The 15,308-nt window shown below is 73.3% G+C and carries 15 protein-coding genes; 9 read left to right on the plus strand and 6 right to left on the minus strand.

Going from position 1 to position 15,308, the window contains the following annotated elements:
- Positions 1-101: 101 nt before the first annotated feature.
- Together IEZ06_RS08820 and IEZ06_RS08825 are read left to right on the plus strand one after the other, a co-directional pair.
- Positions 102-1,055, plus strand: a complete 954-nt coding sequence (locus IEZ06_RS08820) for a heme o synthase (protein WP_189236187.1) — start codon at positions 102-104, stop codon at positions 1,053-1,055.
- A 98-nt stretch (positions 1,056-1,153) separates the two neighbouring features.
- Positions 1,154-2,356 carry a PrsW family intramembrane metalloprotease gene (locus IEZ06_RS08825; protein WP_189236188.1) on the plus strand — a complete coding sequence of 401 codons (1,203 nt, stop codon included), beginning with the start codon at positions 1,154-1,156 and terminating at the stop codon, positions 2,354-2,356.
- A gap of 24 nt (positions 2,357-2,380) precedes the next feature.
- Here IEZ06_RS08825 and IEZ06_RS08830 read toward each other — a convergent pair whose 3' ends face one another.
- The 6 genes from IEZ06_RS08830 to IEZ06_RS08855 form a co-directional block, all read right to left on the minus strand.
- The gene (locus IEZ06_RS08830) at positions 2,381-3,085 is read right to left on the minus strand and encodes a SanA/YdcF family protein (protein ID WP_229797898.1); all 705 of its coding nucleotides are present in this window, start codon (positions 3,083-3,085) and stop codon (positions 2,381-2,383) included.
- Positions 3,086-3,197: 112 nt separating this feature from the next.
- Entirely contained in the window at positions 3,198-4,196 is a 999-nt protein-coding gene (locus IEZ06_RS08835; protein ID WP_203871862.1) for a COX15/CtaA family protein, read from the minus strand.
- Between the two features lie 49 nt (positions 4,197-4,245).
- Positions 4,246-5,151 (minus strand): EamA family transporter, encoded by a 906-nt coding sequence (locus IEZ06_RS08840; RefSeq protein ID WP_189236189.1) that lies wholly within the window; start codon positions 5,149-5,151, stop codon positions 4,246-4,248.
- A gap of 108 nt (positions 5,152-5,259) precedes the next feature.
- Positions 5,260-6,651: a glycosyltransferase family 39 protein gene (locus IEZ06_RS08845; protein WP_189236190.1), complete on the minus strand. Its 1,392-nt coding sequence runs from the start codon at positions 6,649-6,651 to the stop codon at positions 5,260-5,262.
- Between the two features lie 123 nt (positions 6,652-6,774).
- Entirely contained in the window at positions 6,775-7,560 is a 786-nt protein-coding gene (locus IEZ06_RS08850; protein WP_189236191.1) for an ABC transporter permease, read from the minus strand.
- A complete protein-coding gene (locus IEZ06_RS08855) occupies positions 7,557-8,465 on the minus strand; it encodes an ABC transporter ATP-binding protein (RefSeq protein WP_189236192.1) in 909 nt (302 codons plus the stop codon). The genes IEZ06_RS08850 and IEZ06_RS08855 overlap by 4 nt, the downstream gene beginning before the upstream one ends.
- A 202-nt stretch (positions 8,466-8,667) precedes the next feature.
- On the opposite strand from IEZ06_RS08855, the gene IEZ06_RS08860 reads away from it, so the two are divergent.
- From IEZ06_RS08860 to sufC, 7 genes are all read left to right on the plus strand, one after another.
- A complete protein-coding gene (locus IEZ06_RS08860; RefSeq protein WP_189236193.1) occupies positions 8,668-9,444 on the plus strand; it encodes a VOC family protein in 777 nt (258 codons plus the stop codon).
- Between the two features lie 159 nt (positions 9,445-9,603).
- Entirely contained in the window at positions 9,604-10,878 is a 1,275-nt protein-coding gene (locus IEZ06_RS08865) for a multidrug effflux MFS transporter (RefSeq protein ID WP_189236194.1), read from the plus strand.
- Between the two features lie 105 nt (positions 10,879-10,983).
- Positions 10,984-11,703 (plus strand): helix-turn-helix transcriptional regulator, encoded by a 720-nt coding sequence (locus IEZ06_RS08870; protein ID WP_189236195.1) that lies wholly within the window; start codon positions 10,984-10,986, stop codon positions 11,701-11,703.
- The gene (gene sufB / locus IEZ06_RS08875) at positions 11,700-13,112 is read left to right on the plus strand and encodes a Fe-S cluster assembly protein SufB (RefSeq protein WP_189236196.1); all 1,413 of its coding nucleotides are present in this window, start codon (positions 11,700-11,702) and stop codon (positions 13,110-13,112) included. Before IEZ06_RS08870 ends, sufB begins: the two co-directional genes overlap by 4 nt.
- Complete coding sequence (gene sufD / locus IEZ06_RS08880; RefSeq protein WP_189236197.1) at positions 13,112-14,233, plus strand: Fe-S cluster assembly protein SufD; 1,122 nt, start codon at positions 13,112-13,114, stop codon at positions 14,231-14,233. The genes sufB and sufD overlap by 1 nt, the downstream gene beginning before the upstream one ends.
- Positions 14,230-14,547 (plus strand): Rieske (2Fe-2S) protein, encoded by a 318-nt coding sequence (locus tag IEZ06_RS08885; RefSeq protein ID WP_189236198.1) that lies wholly within the window; start codon positions 14,230-14,232, stop codon positions 14,545-14,547. The genes sufD and IEZ06_RS08885 overlap by 4 nt, the downstream gene beginning before the upstream one ends.
- The gene (gene sufC / locus IEZ06_RS08890) at positions 14,548-15,294 is read left to right on the plus strand and encodes a Fe-S cluster assembly ATPase SufC (RefSeq protein WP_189236199.1); all 747 of its coding nucleotides are present in this window, start codon (positions 14,548-14,550) and stop codon (positions 15,292-15,294) included.
- Positions 15,295-15,308: the final 14 nt, after the last annotated feature.

Raw genomic sequence — 15,308 nt, forward strand, 5'->3', positions numbered from 1 at the left:
CTACAGTGAGTCCACAAGCTGGCTGGTGCCCGCATTCACGGATCCGCGTCGTCGATCACGAGGTTGAGCAGTTGACCCCGCACGTGCTGGAAGCGCCCTAGATGGTGCTGACCGACAAGCAACCGACGGCCCCGCTCCAGGAGAGCGCGGCGCCGGGCGCCGAGCCGCGCTCGTTCGGCGACGTGGTCAAGGCCTACGTCGCGCTGACCAAGCCGCGGATCATCGAGCTGCTGCTGATCACGACGCTGCCGGTGATGTTCCTGGCGGCCAAGGGCCTGCCGCCGCTGTGGACCGCCGTCAACACGCTGGTGTTCGGCACCCTCTCGGCGGGCAGCGCGAACGCGCTGAACTGCTACATCGACCGCGACATCGACGCCGCGATGCGCCGCACCCGCCGCCGCCCCCTGGCCCGCGACCAGGTGCCGCCCGGCAACGCGCTGGTCTTCGGCGTCGTCCTCGGCGTCGTGTCGACCCTCGGCCTGGGGCTGACGGTGAACTGGCTCGCGGCCGGGCTCTCGCTCGCCGCGAACCTCTTCTACGTCCTCGTCTACTCGATGATCCTCAAGCGGCGCACCGCCCAGAACGTGGTGTGGGGCGGCATCGCCGGCTGCATGCCGGTGCTGATCGGCTGGGCCGGGGTCACCGGCCGCCTGGACTGGGCGCCCGTGGTGCTGTTCGGCGTGGTGTTCTTCTGGACGCCCCCGCACACCTGGACCCTGGCCATGCGCTACAAGGAGGACTACGCCGCGGCGAAGGTCCCGATGCTCCCGGTGGTCGCCACCGAGCGCCGCGTGGTGCTGGAGAGCATCGTCTACACCTGGGCGACCGTGCTCTGCTCGCTGCTGCTGTGGCCGCTCGCGGGCACCACCCCGCTCTACCCCGCGGTGGCCGCCGTGCTCGGCGCCGCCTGCCTGTGGGAGGTCCACAGCCTGCTGGGCCGGGTCAACGCCGGCAAGACCGGGGTGGACCTGCGCCCGATGCGCTTCTTCCACTGGTCCAACGCCTACCTGGCGCTGCTCTTCCTCGCCGTCGCGATCGACTCGATGCTCGTCTGAGCCGGCCGCGCCCCGCCGAGGGCCCCCGCCGGCGGCGGGACCGCAGGTGGACGGGCGGCCGGGGGGACAGCCTCCGGCTGATCGGTTACCGTTGCCCCATGGCGAGCCGCGATCCCCGATGGGTGTTCAAGGACCGCCCGTCCGTCGGGCTGATCGCCGGGCTCGTCGCGACCGGGCTGTGCGCGCTGGTGTCGTTCTCCTTCGACCTGCGCGACGGCGACCCGGTGCACTTCCTCATCGCCCTGGCCCTGGCGCTGGCCCCGGTCCCGGTGCTGCTGGCGGCGGTGCTCGCGCTGGACCGGATGGAGCCCGAGCCGCGGGGCAACCTGGTCTTCGCCTTCGCCTGGGGCGCGGGCGTGGCCGTCCTGGTGGCGGGCGTGGTCAACTCCCTGAACCTGCTCTACCTGTGGCAGTCGGCGATGCTCGGGCAGACCGAGGCGCGCAACCTCGCCGCGACGTTCGGCGCCCCGGTGGTCGAGGAGACCATGAAGGGCCTGGTCCTGCTGGGCCTGCTCAGGTTCAGGCGGGCGGAGCTGGACGGGCCCACCGACGGCGTCATCTACGCGAGCATGGTCGGCCTCGGCTTCGCCATGAGCGAGAACGTCAGCTACTACGTGACCGCCCTCGGCGACACCGGCGCACGGGGCCTGGCGGTGACCGCCGTGCTGCGCGGCGTGCTCTCGCCGTTCGCGCACCCGCTGTTCACCTCGATGATCGGCGTCGCGGTGGCCTACGCCGCCCAGCGCAACCGTCCGGGCCAGGTGAGCGTCATCGCGGCGGGCTGGGTCGGCGCGATGCTGCTGCACGGCATCTGGAACGGTTTCACGCTCTACGCCGGGCTCACCGGGCTGGCCGGCGCCTACCTGCTGCTGATGGTCGTGCTGCTGGTGCTCATCGGCGTGGTGGTCCGCGACCGCAGGCGCATCGTCGGCCTGATCCAGAACTACCTGCCCGCCTACCAGGCGACCGGGCTGGTCGCCCCGCAGGACGTCTCCATGCTCTCCTCGCTGCCCGGCCGCCGCCAGGCCCGGCACTGGGCCAGGACGAACGGCGGGCGCGCGGGGCTGCGGGCGATGACCGACTACCAGCTCGCCGCCACCGAGCTCGGCCTGCTGCACGAGCGGGCCGCGCACCGGACGATCGGCGAGCAGACCTTCAACGAGGAGCAGTACGCGCTGCTGCAGTGCATGGCCGAGGCCCGCCGCAACTTCCCGGTGGCGGCGCCGGTCCCGGCCCGGGGGCAGGCGCCTGAGGCGACCCCCTGGAGCCGCCCGCCCGGCGGGCAGGCCCCCTCTCCGTAGGTCCCCGCAGGCCTTCCGCCCAGGTCAGCCCCCCGCGCGCAGGGCGGCGTCCAGGGTGGTCTCCCGGGGGCCGGGGAAGACCGGCTCGGAGCGCAGGACCACCGCGTCCAGGAAGCCCTTCGCCGCCGCCCCGAACTCGCGGGCCGCGTAGGCGTAGGTGGTCGAGGCCCACCGCCGGGCGGAGTCGTCCCCGGCGCCGGAGGCCTCCAGTCCCGCCGCGCGGCACAGCGCCACGGCCCGGGGCAGGTGGAAGACCTGGGTGACCACGGTCAGCCGGGTGGCGCCGAACACGTCACGGGCGCGCACGCAGGAGTCCCAGGTGTCGAAGCCCGCGTAGTCGAGGACCAGGGCCCGGCCGGGCACCCCGCGCGCGAGCAGGTAGTCGCGCATCGCGGTCGGCTCGTCGTAGCCGCGGCGGCCGTTGTCGCCGGAGAGCAGCAGCGCGCGCACCCGGCCCGCCCGGTACAGCTCGGCGGCGATGTCCAGCCGCCTGGCCAGCATGGGCGAGGGGTGGCCGCCGTGCACGGCCGCGCCCAGCACCAGCGCGACGGGCGCCTGCGGCACCTCGGCGGTCCAGCCGGGAGAGGAGCCGGCCACCACCCGGTGGCCGGAGCTGGCCAGCCAGGCCCAGGTGAGCGGGGCGACCGCCAGCACGCTCAGCGCCACCGCCGCCTGGTAGCAGCGGCGCAGCGCCGTGCGGGACGCCCGGACGGAGGCCGCCAGGGACACGAGACGGCCGGCCGTACGGCGCAGCGCCCCGGCCCGGGGCCCGGCCGGGGGCTCAGGCGCGGGCCGGGACGGGGAACCGGGGAGGGATGGAGGCGCGGAACCGCCTTCGGGGCTATGCACGCACGGCGTCCGGCGTGGACGCCCCGGCGGCCGGGGCGGCGGGCGCGTCCGCCGGGCCCCGGGAGCGGAGCGTGAAGACCACCCGCAGGGTGCAGATCCACACCAGGGTCGAGCCGAGCACGTGCAGGCCGACCAGGAACGCGGGCACCGCCAGGAAGTACTGGACGTAGCCGACGACCCCCTGGGCCAGTTCCACGGCCAGCAGCGTCAGCGCCGCCCGCCGCGCGGGGCCGGGCGCGCCGGTCACGTGCAGCGCGAAGGTCAGCGCGAAGGTCAGGCCCACCACGAGGTAGGCGGCGTCGGCGTGGATCCTGGCCACGGTCTCGATGTCGAAGGGGAACCGGGAGGCCAGCTCGTCCCCGGAGTGGGGGCCGGTGCCGGTCACGACCATGCCCGCGACGATCAGCGTGAGCACGGCGCCGACCAGGACGGAGCCGAGCGCGCGGATGCGGGGGTGGACCAGCGGCTCCGGCGGGGCGTCGCCCTCCCCGGCGCGGGCGTACAGCAGGCAGGCCGCGGCCATCATCCCGACGGAGAACAGGAAGTGCACGTTCACGGTGACCGGGTTGAGCGCGCTGTGCACGACCACACCGCCCCAGAAGGCCTGGACGGCCACGCCGAACGGCTGGATCCAGGCGAGCCGGACCAGGCCGCTCCGGCGCTCCGGCAGGCGGCGCGCGGCGATCACGCAGGCCACCGCCACGACCAGCACCAGGAAGGTCAGCAGCCGGTTGCCGAACTCGATCGCCGTGTTGAGCGGCGAGATCCCGTCGTGGGCGGCCGGGACGAAGCTGTCCGGGGTGCAGCGGGGCCAGGTGGGGCAGCCCAGCCCCGACCCGGTCACCCGCACCACCGCGCCCGTAACCGTGATGCCCGCGTTGACGGCCACCGCGGCCAGGGCCCACAGGCGCATGGTGGCGGCCGTGGGCGACCACAGGCTCAGGAAGGGGTGCACGGCACGCCGGGCGGGCCGGTCGGGGAGCTGTTTCACGGGTCACATGGTAGGCGGCGGGTGCGGTGGTCCCGCCTCTGGCCTGGAGTCAGCGTGCGGCGCGGGTGGCACCCACGCTGGCGATGACCACGCAGCCGATGGCGGCCCACTCGCGCACGTCGAGGATCTCGCCCAGGACGAGCAGGCCGACCAGGGCGGCCATGGCCGGCTCCAGGCTCATCAGGATGCCGAACACCCGCTTGGGCATCCGGCGCAGCGCCTCCAGCTCGATCGAGTAGGGGATGACCGACGACAGCAGCCCGACGCCCAGGCCGATCAGCAGCAGCTCCGGCTGGAGCAGGTCGGCGCCGCCGGCGGCGATGCCGAAGGGGGCGGACAGCAGGAAGGCGACGAGCATGGCGAAGGACACCCCGCCGGTGCCCGGGAAGCGCTGCCCCACCGCGGCCGAGAGCAGGATGTAGGCGGCCCAGCAGGCCCCGGCGGCCAGGGCGAAACCGATCCCGACCCAGTCCAGCCCGGAAGCCTGGCCCCAGGGGGCCAGCAGCGCGATGCCCGAGGCGGCCAGCGCCACCCAGAGCAGGTCCAGGCGGCGCCGCGAGGCGGCCACCGCCACACCGAGCGGGCCGAGGAACTCGATGGCCACCGCGATCCCCATCGGCAGCCGGGCCAGCGCCTCGTAGAACGTCATGTTCATCAGGCCCAGCGCCGCGCCGAACGCGACCCCGACCCCCAGGTCGGCCCGGGTGAGCCCGCGCAGCCGGGGCCGGGCCACCACGCACAGGACCAGCGCGCCCATCCCGATCCGCAGCAGCACCACGGCGCTGGGCGACAGGTGCGCGAAGAGCTCCTTGGCGAAGCCCGCGCCGGTCTGGACCGACAGGATGGCCAGCAGCACCAGGCCGGAGGGCGGGACGGCGTCGGAGGCGGCCCGCAGCAGGGCTCCCGGGCCGCGCCGGCCCGGTTCGGCGGCTCCTGGCAGGGCTTCGGCGGTCATCGCACTCCTCAGGGGCTATATGGCTGTATGCACCTTACTGGGCCGGGAGGTGCGCCGTCCCGCCGGTTTCCGCGCCCCGGCCGGGAGTCCGCCGCCAGGCGGCCGCGCTCAGCCGCCGGAGGGCGTCCGCCTGGCGTACAGGGCCACCGTCATGCCGGGCACCCGGCCGGTGCGCCAGGCCTTGACCCGGGTGAATCCGGCCCCGACCAGCGCGTCGACCCTCCCGGCCCGCGCGGCGGCTTCGGGGCCTCCGGGCCAGACGACCCATACGCGCCGCCGTTCCCCGACCGCCGCGGCGACGTCGTCCCGCTCTGGGTAGCCGAAGGAGTCCGGCAGGGGCGCGGTACCGCTGAGCAGCACGTCGTCGGGGAGCCGCTCCCCGCCGTAGTAGAGGAACCCCTCCCGCAGCCGGGATCGCCCGTAGACGATCGCGTCGCCGGGACGCGCCCCCTGCTCGACGAGCCGGACCGCCCGGGGGAAGTTCTCGTGTCGCCCGTCCGGTCTGCGGAGGTCCAGGTGTCCCAGGTGCCCGGGGACGGCGCCCGCGACGAGGCCCGCCACGGCGAGCAGTGCGACGGCCCGGGGGAGCGAGGCGAGCGCGAGACCGGCCAGCAGCGCGTACGCGGGCACGGTCGCGAACAGGTAGCGGTCGACGTAGACCGGGGCGACCAGGTGGGAGACGGCGAACAGCAGGACGGGCGGGAGCAGCGCCCAGCCCGCCAGGCCCGCCGTCCAGTTCCCCGGGGCACGCCGCCGGTGGGGGAGCAGCACGAGCGCGGCGATCCCCACCAGGATCCAGCCGGCCACCGGGGTGCCCCCGACCATCTTCGGCAGGGCCAGGAAGACCGAGGGCTCCGGCAGCTTGATCCAGCTGATGGCGTGCCGCTCGGCGTACCCGACCGCCAGCCACACGGCGCCGGGCAGGCAGCCGGCGCCCATCGCGGGCAGCGCCCGGACCAGGACACTCCTGCCGTACGGCACCGCGACGATCAGGTGGGCCGCGAGTGTGAGCAGCGCGAACACCTGGGTGGAGCCGAGCAGCGCGACGGCCGCGGCGTATCCCGCCCACCGGCGGCGGCGCCCCGGCTCCTCGACCGCCCGGTGCAGCGCCCAGGCGGCCAGGACGGCCGCGGCCGCGGCGAAGGCGTAGGAGCGGGCGTTCTGCCCCTGGTAGGAGACGGAGGGCAGGGCCGTGTAGACCGCGGCGGCCAGCAGCCCCGCGGGCAGGGAGTGCAACCGGCGCCCCAGGTCGGCCACGAGCACCGCGGCCGCGCCGGTGGCGAGGGCCGACGGCAGGCGCATCCACCACTCGGACTGCCCGAACTCCAGCCACAGGTGCATGAACGCGTAGTAGGGCAGGAAGTGCCCGTCGATGTGCTGGGCCAGCTCCCACAGACCGGCCGCGCCCCGGCGGGCGGCACTGTGGGTGGCCAGTTCGTCCGACGACAGGGAGGCCGTCGATGAGCCGACGACGGCGACAACCGTTGCAATGATCCCCACGGCCGCGTACGGCCGGAAAACTCGCCCCGTGTGTCGTGCCGCCGGAGCGGCCGCGGGCCGCGTTCCGGTAATCACCACTGAGGGATGATAAAAGGTCTTTCCTGTCCCCGCGGAGTGATCACGTTATTCCCAGCGGAACGTGCGCGAGGCGAGACCCAGGGTGAGGGCCGCCCAGACCGCCAGGACGGCCGCCGCGGCGACGGGCGGGCCCGAGCCGTCGGACAGCACCGCGCGGAGCCCGCCGGCCAGCGCCGAGATGGGCAGCAGCTCCAGCACCGGCTCGACCGCGTCGGGGAAGGCCGAGAGCGGGAAGATCACCCCGCCGCAGCCGAGCAGGAGCAGGTAGACCAGGTTGGCCCCGGCGAGGGTCGCCTCCGCGCGCAGCGTGCCGGCCATCAGCAGGCCGAGCCCGCTGAACGCGGCGGTGCCCAGCGCGATCAGCGCCAGCGCCGCCAGGGGGGAGCCGCCGGGCCGCCAGCCCAGCGCGAACGCCACCCCGGCGATGACCGCGACCTGCACGGCCTCGACCGCGACCACCGCGAGCGTCTTGGCCAGCAGCAGGCCGGTCCGGGACAGCGGGGTCGCCCCCAGCCGCTTGAGCACGCCGTACCGGCGCTCGAAACCGGTGGCGATGGCCTGGCCGGTGAAGGCGGTGGACATCACGGCCAGCGCGAGCACGCCGGGGGTGGTGAAGTCCACCCGGGAGCCGCCGCCGACGTCCACCAGCGGCGCGCTGGAGAAGCCGACGAGCAGCAGCACCGGGATGATCATCGTGAGCAGCAGCTGCTCGCCGTTGCGCAGCGTGGCCCGGATCTCCGCGCCCGCCTGGGCCAGCACCATGGCGGGCAGCGGCGCGGCGGCGCCGGCGGGCGTCAGGTCCAGCCCCGGCGCGGGGGTGTTCGTGGTCATCGCAGCTCCCGGCCGGTCAGTTCGAGGAAGACGTCCTCCAGGGTGCGGCGCTCGATGCTGAGGTCGTCGGCGGTGACGCCCTCGGCGGCGCACCAGGCCGTCACGGTCGCCAGCAGCTCGGGGCCGACCTGCCCTTCGATGATGTAGTGGCCCGCCGGGGACTCCTTGGCGGCGCTGCCCGCGGGCAGCGCGGTGAGCAGCTCGTCCAGGGCGAGCCCGGGCCGGGCGCGGAAGCGCAGCTGCCGCTCGGCGCCGGTGAGCGAGGCGGGCGTGCCCTCGGCCACCACGCGGCCGTGGTCGATGATCACCACGTGGTCGGAGAGCTTCTCGGCCTCGTCCATGTGGTGGGTGGTGAGCACCACCGACACCCCGGCGGCCCGCAGGTCGCCGACCAGCTCCCAGCAGGCGTGGCGGGCCTGGGGGTCCAGCCCGGCGGTCGGCTCGTCGAGGAAGACCAGCTCGGGGCGGCCGATCACGGCCGCGGCCAGCGAGACGCGCTGCTGCTGGCCCCCCGACAGCCTCCGGTACGGCGTGCGGGCGTGCTCGGTCAGCCCGAGCCGGTCCAGCAGCGCCGCGGGGTCGAGCGGGTTCGCGTAGAAGCGGGCCGTCAGCCGCAGCCACTCGCCGCAGCGCATCGCCGGGGGCACGCCCCCGGACTGGAGCATCACGCCGACCCGGGCCCGCAGCTCGGGCCGGGCCGGGTCGAGGCCGAGCACGCTGACCGTGCCGCCGTCCGGGCGCCGGAACCCCTCGCAGATCTCGACGGTGGAGGTCTTGCCCGCGCCGTTGGGGCCCAGGACGGCGGTGACCGCGCCGCGGCCGGCGCGCAGGCTCAGGCCGTCGATCGCGGTCGTTCGGCCGTACCGTTTGACCAGATCGATGATCTCGACGGCTGGGGAGTCCATGGCCACGAGTTTAGGGACTCTCCCGGGCGGTCCTGTTCGCGCCCTGTCCGCCCGGGGCGGCGTGCGCCCGGTGGGCGGCGGGCCGCCATGCCCGGTAAAAGGCTTCGGGCGGATCCCGCCAAGTGCCCCGGCGGCCCACCGGGCCGTCCTTGCGCGCATGTCAGGCTGGGCGCGTCCGAGTCATGACCGACGGGGGGTCGGAGTGTCCGAGCGGAGCGGCTACCGGTCCGGCGTCCCGTGCTGGGTCGACCTGTCGAGCACCGACGTCACCCTGTCGGCGCGGTTCTACCGGGGGGTCTTCGGCTGGGAGGTGGCCTTCGACCCGCGCCCGGACTCCGGCGGCTACGGGCGGTTCACGCTCGGCGGCAGGGCGGTGGCGGGGGTGGGGCCGAGCTTCGGCGAGGGCGCGCCCTCGATGTGGAACGTCCACGTGGCCGTCGACGACGTCGCCGCCGCGGCCGCGAAGGTGCGCGCCGCGGGAGGAGGGGTCGTGCTGGAGCCCGTCCAGGTCTTCGAGCACGGCTGGACCGCCGCCTTCCAGGACCCCTCGGGCGCCTTCTTCATGGCCTGGCAGGCGCTGGAGATGCACGGGGCCGAGCTCGTCGGCGAACCGGGCGCGTTCGCCTGGAACGAGCTGGCCACCCGCGACACCGCGGCGGCCAAGGCCTTCTACCCGGCGGTCTTCGGCTGGGAGGTCCGGGACGGCGACCCGGGCGGCGTGGAGTACACCGAGTGGCGGGCGGGCGGCCGCCCCGTGGCCGGGATGGCGCCGATGGGCCCGCAGACGCCGCAGGACGTGCCGCCGCACTGGCTGACCTATTTCGCGGTCGCCGACCTCGGCGGCACCGTGGCGAAGGTCCGCGAGCTGGGCGGTTCGGTCCTCACCGAGCGCGTGAGCACGCCCCGGGGGCCCGTCGCGGTGGTGGCGGACCCGGAGTTCGCCCCCTTCGCGCTGATCGCCCCCGACCGGCCCGGATGACGCCCGGGCGAGGCACGCGCGACGCCCGGGTGACACCTGGGTGACACAGCGCGCTTCCCTTAGGAAAATCCGATATGTGGAATATCGGATGACCTGATCTCGTTGGGGACTTCCGGCCCCCACGGGCCCACTGTGGCCTGTGAGGGAACGGAGAACAGGATGACCGCGGCCCACGTCGCACCGGAGGAGTCCGCACGCCCGGAGGCGGGACGGGAGGCCGCGCGCCCGGCGGCGCGGCGGCGCGGCGGGCTGCTCCTGCTGCTGGTCCTGGGCGCCCTCTCGGCGATCGGGCCGCTCTCCATCGACATGTACCTGCCCGCGCTGCCCGCCATCACCGCCGAGCTCGGCACCGGCCAGGCGCAGGTGCAGCTCACCCTCACCGCCTGCCTCATCGGCGTCTCCGCCGGCCAGATCGTGGCCGGTCCGCTCAGCGACATGTTCGGACGGCGCAGGCCGCTGGCGATCGGCGTCGCCGCCTACGCCGCGGCCTCGCTGCTGTGCGCCTTCGCCCCGTCGGTCGAGGGGCTGATCGGCTCCCGTCTGCTCCAGGGGATCGCGGGCGGCGCCGCGCTGGTGATCGTGCGCGCCGTCGTCCGCGACCTGTACGAGGGCGCCGCCATCGCGCGCATCTTCGCCACCCTCCTGCTGGTCAGCGGGCTCGCCCCGATCCTGGCTCCGATCCTCGGCGCGCAGCTGATCGCGCACACCTCCTGGCGGGGCATCTTCGCCGTGCTCAGCGTCGCGGGGCTCGTGCTGCTGGCCGCGGCGCTCCTCGGCGTACGCGAGACGCTCCCGGCCGGCAGCCGGGAGCGCGGCGGGCTGCGGCAGACCCTCGCCACCTTCGGCCACCTGCTGCGCGACCGCTCCTTCATGGCCTGCGCGCTGGCCGGCGGCCTGGGGTTCGGCGCCCTGTTCGCCTACATCTCCGGCTCCCCGTTCGTGATCCAGGAGGTGTACGGGGCCTCGCCGCAGACCTACTCGCTGGTGTTCGCGCTCAACGCGCTGGCCCTGACCGCCGCGGCGCAGGCCGGCGGGCGGCTCGCCGGGCGCCGGGCGACCCCCGTCCGGCTGATCCTGGCGGGACTGTTCCTCTACGTGGCCGGAGGTGCGGCGCTGGTCGTCGTGGCCGCCGCGGGACTGCCGCTCGGCGCGCTGGTGGCGGGCCTGTTCACGATGATGTGCGGCGCCGGCCTGGTGCTGCCCGGCACCGGTGCGCTGGCGCTGGCCGACCAGCCCCAGCAGGTCGCCGGGAGCGCCTCGGCGCTGCTGGGCGTCCTGCAGTTCGCGCTCGGCGGCCTCGCGGCCCCGCTGGTGGGTCTCGGCGGCGGCGGATCGGCGCTGCCGATGGCCGTCGTGCTGGCGGTGTTCGCCGTCGCGGCGCTGGCCTCCTTCGCGGGTCTGCGGAGGCCCGCCCGGAACGTTTCCGCAGGTTAGGTAAGGCTTGCCTGAGTGATGCATGCCATTGGCAAGGAATGTCCCTCCGGTTTGGCAGGGGGGAAGTAATTACGCCACACTGATGTTGTGAAATACGTGAACCGGATGTCGGACACTCGGGAAGCCGCCGAAGCGCGGCATTCCGGCGTGCCCGCCGAGAGCGGCACGCGGGCGCGCGTCGCCCGGCTCATCCTGGAACACGGACCCATCACCGCCGCCGCCCTCGGCGAACGGCTCGGGCTCACCCCCGCCGCCGTCCGCCGCCACCTGGACGCGCTGCTCGCCGACGGGATGATCGAACCCCGTACGGCGCGGCCTCGCGGACAGCGTGGCCGGGGACGACCGGCGAAACTGTTCGCCATCACCGACGCCGGGCGCAGTGCCTTCGAGCACGCCTACGACGGCCTGGCGGGGAGCGCGCTGCGCTTCCTCGCCGACCGCCTGGGCGAGGAGGCCGTGGCCGAGTTCGCCCGGTCGCAGGTGTCCGGCCTGGTCGGCCGCCTGCGCTCCGGGATGGACGAGGTCCCCGCCGACCAGCGGGTCCGCGTCCTGGCCGAGGCGCTCTCGGCCGACGGCTACGCCGCCTCGGCGAGCAGGGCCGCGGTCGGTGGCGAGCAGCTGTGCCAGCACCACTGCCCGGTGGCGCACGTGGCCGCGGAGTTCCCGCAGCTGTGCGAGGCCGAGACGGAGGCGTTCGCGCAGATCCTCGGCACTCCCGTGCAGCGGCTCGCGACCATCGCCCACGGCGACGGAGTGTGCACCACCCACGTGAGTCCGCCCCGTCATAGAACGATCGACGAATCGAGCAAGGAGACCGGAAGGTGACTGTCACCGACCGCCCGGAGCTGGAAGGCCTCGGGAATTACAAGTTCGGCTGGGCCGACTCTGATGTGGCCGGCGCCGCCGCGAAGCGAGGCCTGTCGGAGGAGGTCGTCCGCAACATCTCCGCGCTCAAGAACGAGCCGGAGTGGATGCTGGACCTCCGCCTGAAGGGGCTGCGCCTCTTCGGCAAGAAGCCCATGCCCAACTGGGGTGCAGACCTCTCCGGCATCGACTTCGACAACATCAAGTACTTCGTGCGCTCCACCGAGAAGCAGGCCGCCTCCTGGGACGAGCTGCCCGAGGACATCAAGAACACCTACGACAGGCTCGGCATCCCGGAGGCGGAGAAGCAGCGCCTCATCGCCGGCGTCGCCGCCCAGTACGAATCCGAGGTCGTCTACCACAAGATCCGTGAGGACCTCGAGGAGAAGGGCGTCATCTTCGTCGACACCGACACGGGCCTGCGCGAGCACGAGGAGCTCTTCAAGGAGTACTTCGGCTCGGTCATCCCGGTCGGCGACAACAAGTTCGCCGCGCTGAACACCGCGACCTGGTCCGGCGGCTCCTTCATCTACGTGCCGCCGAACGTCAACGTCGAGATCCCGCTCCAGGCCTACTTCCGGATCAACACCGAGAACATGGGCCAGTTCGAGCGGACTCTGATCATCGTGGACGAGAACTCCTACGTCCACTACGTCGAGGGCTGCACCGCGCCGATCTACTCCTCCGACTCGCTGCACAGCGCGGTCGTGGAGATCATCGTGAAGAAGGGCGCCCGCTGCCGCTACACGACCATCCAGAACTGGTCGAACAACGTCTACAACCTGGTCACCAAGCGCGCCGTCGCCTACGAGGGCGCGACCATGGAGTGGATCGACGGCAACATCGGCTCCAAGGTCACCATGAAGTACCCGGCCGTCTACCTGATGGGCGAGCACGCCAAGGGTGAGACGCTGAGCGTCGCCTTCTCCGGCGAGGGCCAGCACCAGGACGCCGGTGCCAAGATGGTGCACCTGGCTCCGCACACCTCCTCCACCGTCATCTCCAAGTCCGTCGCCCGCGGCGGCGGCCGCACCTCCTACCGCGGTCTGGTCCAGATCGAGGAGGGCGCGCACGGCAGCGCCAGCACGGTCAAGTGCGACGCGCTCCTGGTCGACCAGATCAGCCGCTCCGACACCTACCCCTACGTCGACGTCCGCGAGGACGACGTGTCGATGGGGCACGAGGCCACCGTCTCCAAGGTCTCCGACGACCAGCTCTTCTACCTGATGAGCCGCGGTCTGGGCGAGGACGAGGCGATGGCGATGATCGTGCGCGGCTTCGTCGAGCCGATCGCGCGCGAGCTGCCGATGGAGTACGCGCTGGAACTGAACCGCCTGATCGAGCTGCAGATGGAAGGGGCCGTCGGCTGATGGGCCTGGAGACCAAACCCCTGTCGAGCCTGCACGCGAAGTCGTCCTACGACCCGGCCGACTTCGAGGTTCCGACCGGTCGCGAGGAGGAGTGGCGCTTCACCCCGCTCTCGCGGCTGAAGGGCCTGCACGACGGCACCGCCGCCGCCTCCGGCAGCGTGCTGGTGACCGTGGACGCGGCCCCCGAGGCCGCGGTGGAGACCGCGGGCCGCGGCGACGCCCGCATCGGCGCGGCCTACGTGCCGGCCGACCGGGTCAGCGCGCAGGCCTACGCCTCCTTCGAGAAGGCGACCGTGGTCACCTTCCCGCGCGAGGCGGTGGCCTCCGCGCCGACCGTGATCACCTTCACCGGGTCGGGCGAGGGCGCGGCCTTCGGCCACACCGTCGTCGTGCTGGAGCCGATGGCCGAGGCCACCGTCGTCCTGGAGCACACCGGCAGCGCGGTCTACGCCGACAACGTCGAGTTCGTCGTCGGCGACGGCGCCATCCTGAAGGTCGTCAGCCTGCAGGACTGGGCCGACGACGCGGTGCACGTCTCCCACCACCACGCCCGGCTGGGCAGGGACGCGACCTTCCGCAGCTTCGTGGTCACCCTCGGCGGCGACCTGGTGCGGCTCTCGCCGTCGGTCGCCTACACCGCGCCAGGCGGCGACGCCGACCTGACCGGCCTGTACTTCGCGGACGCCGGCCAGCACCTGGAGCACCGCCTGCTGGTGGACCACTCGCAGCCCGACTGCAAGAGCAACGTGGTCTACAAGGGCGCACTGCAGGGTGAGGGCGCCCACGCGGTCTGGATCGGCGACGTGATCATCCGGGTCGAGGCCGAGGGCACCGACACCTACGAGCTCAACCGCAACCTGCTGCTCACCGACGGCGCCCGCGCCGACTCGGTGCCGAACCTGGAGATCCTCACCGGCGAGGTCGCCGGGGCGGGCCACGCCAGCGCCTCCGGCAGGCTGGACGACGAGCACATCTTCTACCTGCAGGCCCGCGGCATCCCGTTCGACGAGGCCCGGCGCCTGGTCATCCGGGGCTTCTTCGCGCAGCTGCTGGAGAAGATCGAGCTCCCCGAGCTCCGCGAGCGCGTGTTCGCCAGGGTCGAGGCGGAGCTCGAGCGGTGACGTTCGAGACAGTCTGCAAGCTCGCCGACATCCCCGACGGGGGAGTGCTCGGCATCGAGGTCGGCGACACCCCCGTCGCCCTGGTCCGCCAGGGCGAGGAGGTCCACGCGCTGCACGACGTGTGCTCCCACGCCGAGGTCAAGCTCAGCGAGGGCGAGGTCTACGACGGCACCCTGGAGTGCTGGCTGCACGGCTCGTGCTTCGACCTGCGCTCGGGCAAGCCCACCGGCCCGCCCGCCAACAAGCCCGTTCCCGTTTACCGAGTCAAGATCGACGGCGACGACGTGCTCGTCTCGCTCTCGAAGGAGTCATAAGTGTCAACGCTTGAGATCCGCGACCTCCAGGTCGCCGTCGAGGACAAGCAGATCCTGCGCGGCGTCAACCTGACCGTGAAGTCCGGCGAGACCCACGCCATCATGGGCCCCAACGGTTCCGGCAAGTCCACGCTCGCCTACGCGATCGCCGGCCACCCGAAGTACACCATCACCGGCGGCCAGGTCCTGCTGGACGGCGTCGACCTGCTCGAGCTCTCGGTGGACGAGCGCGCCCGCGCCGGCCTGTTCCTCGCCATGCAGTACCCCGTCGAGGTCCCCGGCGTCTCGGTCTCCAACTTCCTGCGCTCGGCGGTCACCGCCGTGAACGGCGAGGCCCCCAAGCTCCGCCAGTTCGCCAAGGACCTGAAGGCCGGCATGGACGCCCTGTCCATCGACTCCGCCTTCGCCCAGCGCAACCTGAACGAGGGCTTCTCCGGCGGCGAGAAGAAGCGCCACGAGATCCTCCAGCTCGAGCTGCTCAAGCCGAAGATCGCCGTCCTCGACGAGACCGACTCCGGCCTGGACGTCGACGCCCTGCGCGTCGTCTCCGAGGGCATCAACCGCTTCCGCGCCTCCGGCGAGACCGGCGTGCTGCTGATCACCCACTACACCCGCATCCTGCGCTACGTGAAGCCGGACTTCGTCCACGTCTTCGCCGCCGGCCGGGTCGTCGAGGAGGGCGGTCCCGAGCTCGCCGACAAGCTCGAGGCGGAGGGTTACGAGGCCTACACCAAGGCCTCTGCGTGAGCGGATCGACAGGA

It is taken from the genome of Planomonospora antibiotica (assembly GCF_014647955.1).
In the GTDB taxonomy this organism is placed as follows: domain Bacteria; phylum Actinomycetota; class Actinomycetes; order Streptosporangiales; family Streptosporangiaceae; genus Planomonospora; species Planomonospora parontospora.